Source organism: Mesorhizobium sp. M1A.F.Ca.IN.022.07.1.1, from assembly GCF_003997575.1.
Classification (GTDB): domain Bacteria; phylum Pseudomonadota; class Alphaproteobacteria; order Rhizobiales; family Rhizobiaceae; genus Mesorhizobium.
The window spans coordinates 1-2,149 of sequence record NZ_RZST01000565.1; the positions used below are offsets into that span (position 1 = coordinate 1).

Annotated in this window: 3 protein-coding genes; 1 reads left to right on the plus strand and 2 read right to left on the minus strand. The window is 65.8% G+C overall.

Annotated elements, in window-relative coordinates; all coding sequences use genetic code 11:
* A partial coding sequence (locus tag EOA75_RS32175; protein ID WP_281058591.1) for a transcription antitermination factor NusB occupies positions 1–699 on the minus strand: 699 nt, incomplete at its 3' end.
* Positions 690–1,703 (minus strand): zinc metalloprotease HtpX, encoded by a 1,014-nt coding sequence (gene htpX / locus EOA75_RS32180; RefSeq protein WP_127247289.1) that lies wholly within the window; start codon positions 1,701–1,703, stop codon positions 690–692. The genes EOA75_RS32175 and htpX, both read right to left, overlap by 10 nt.
* A gap of 105 nt (positions 1,704–1,808) precedes the next feature.
* On the opposite strand from htpX, the gene EOA75_RS32185 reads away from it, so the two are divergent.
* The gene (locus EOA75_RS32185; protein WP_067324941.1) at positions 1,809–2,018 is read left to right on the plus strand and encodes a DUF1674 domain-containing protein; all 210 of its coding nucleotides are present in this window, start codon (positions 1,809–1,811) and stop codon (positions 2,016–2,018) included.
* Positions 2,019–2,149: the final 131 nt, after the last annotated feature.

Consider the following 2,149-nt stretch of genomic DNA (forward strand, 5'->3'; position numbering starts at 1 on the left):
GGTCTGCAGCTTCTCGACGCGCACCGTGCCGGTCGGCAGCACGATGCCGCCCAGCTTCTCCGCCCAGAGCGAAGGGTCGGTTTTAACGGTGAAATCGACCGGAGCCTCATGGCGATGGGCGGCAAGAATGGCCTCCGCCCTGGCGGCGCCATAGGCTGTGGCCAGTCGGTCTGCGAACCACTGGGGCGCCTCGGTCGTCGCGGCGAGCGTCGGCGCCAGCTCGGCGCCCTTGGCACGCGCCAGCGAGCGCAGCACGCCGTTGACGAGACCGGAGAAACGCAGCGTGCGTGGGTCGGACTTGGCGTGGGTGACGGCGAGGTCGACGGCGGCGCTGTCGGGGATGTCGAGAAACAGGATCTGCGCCGCAGCCACGTGCAGGATGTGCGAGAGCACGGTGGCGTTGGCCGGCAACGGCCTTTCCAGACGCCTTGCGAGCAGTCCGGCAATGGTCATGCGGTGGCGCAGCGCCGTGGCCAGAATGGCGCGCACCAATGCGCGGTCGCGCTGGTCGAGCGCCTTGTATTGCGGGTGGCCGTGCTCGTTGTCGGTCAGGCCGTCGAACGGGGTATGGGCATCGATGACGGCGGCAAGCAGGCGGGCGGCCGCCTTGCGCGCCGCGAGGCCGGCGACCGTTTCGCTCGCACTTGCGTCACCTCTGCCTTGGGTTTGCGGTCGGCGCTTCGCTCCGTTCACGACCACGGACCTTTGGATCCTGTGCCGCGGGGGCCGGTCGGGTTGCGACCCCAGGGATTGGGCTTCGGCCGCTCCGGCTCGGCCGGCTGGCTCCATGGTCCTGCCTGCGGCTCGTCCGGCTGGCCTGGCGCAGGGGCTTCGCGCCGCGCGGCTTGGGCGGCACCGCTCATCTCGCGCGCCATCTGCTGCAGGGCGGCGATGCGGTTCTCTGTGCTCGGGTGGGTCGAGAACAGATTGTCCATGCGCTCACCGTGCAACGGATTGATGATGAACAGATGTGCCATCGCCGGATTTCGCTCGGCATCCGGATTGGGAATGCGCTCGGCGCCGCGCGCGATCTTGTCGAGCGCCGAGGCGAGCCACAACGGATTTCCGCAAATTTCGGCGCCGCGCCGGTCGGCCTCATATTCGCGGGTGCGGCTCACCGCCATTTGCACGATCATGGCGGCAAAGGGCGCAACGAGCATGGCGACAAGCACGCCGACGAAGCCCAGCGGATTGTTGTTTTCGCGGCTGCCGCCGAAGAAGAAGGCGAAATTGCCGAGCATCGAGATCGCGCCGGCAAGCGTCGCGACAATCGTCATGGTAAGCGTGTCGCGATGCTGCACATGGGCAAGTTCATGCGCCATCACCGCCGCGACCTCTTCGTGGCTGAGCCGCTCCAGCAGGCCGGTCGATGCGGCTACAGCAGCGTTTTCGGGATTGCGGCCAGTGGCGAAGGCGTTCGGCTGCGGACTGTCGATCAGATAGGTCTTCGGCATCGGCAGGCCGGCCTGCTTGGCCAGCGCCTCAACGATCGCATAATATTCGGGAGCGTTCCTCTCGTCGACCTCGATGGCGCGGTTCATCGACAGCACCATCTTGTCGGCATTCCAGTAGCTGAACAGGTTCATGCCGGCGGCCAACAGCAAGGCGATCACCATGCCGCCGGTGCCGCCGATCAGAAAGCCGACGCCCATGAACAGCGCGGTCATCGCAGCAAGGAGCATGGCGGTGCGAAGCGTATTCATCGTCTCTTCCGTCTGGCGTGGTGGCGAATAGGGGTCGATCCTGCCGTTGTCATGGCTATATGATGGGAAAGGCCGGTCCCCGTTTCAATCGGCAGGAAGCATCGCATGACCGATCAACCCAACAAAACCGAAGGCGCCAAGCCGCAAAGGACGCTGTCGCCTGAGGCGCAACGCGCATTGGCGGAAGCGGAAGCCAGGCGGAAGGCATACCGCGAGGCGGAAGCCCGCCTGCCGAAAGAGTTCGGCGGACGCGGCGGCAAGGAACCCGGGCGCTACGGCGACTGGGAGGTGAAGGGTCTGGCCACTGATTTTTAATGACACTCAAGGCGCGTCGCGCTGAAGCGGATTCAGGCGACGCGCTTTAAGTCATTGTTCGTGCTGTCGTCTTCGCAAAACCGCTGCACACCGCGACATGCATCAGGCCGCGTCGCGCTGCGGCTCGATGA

What these genes read in the sequence shown, in the direction of transcription:
- htpX (WP_127247289.1), bottom strand. Translation starts at nt 1,703, where the DNA reads ATGAATACGCTTCGCACCGCCATGCTCCTTGCTGCGATGACCGCGCTG.
- EOA75_RS32185 (WP_067324941.1), top strand. Translation starts at nt 1,809, where the DNA reads ATGACCGATCAACCCAACAAAACCGAAGGCGCCAAGCCGCAAAGGACG.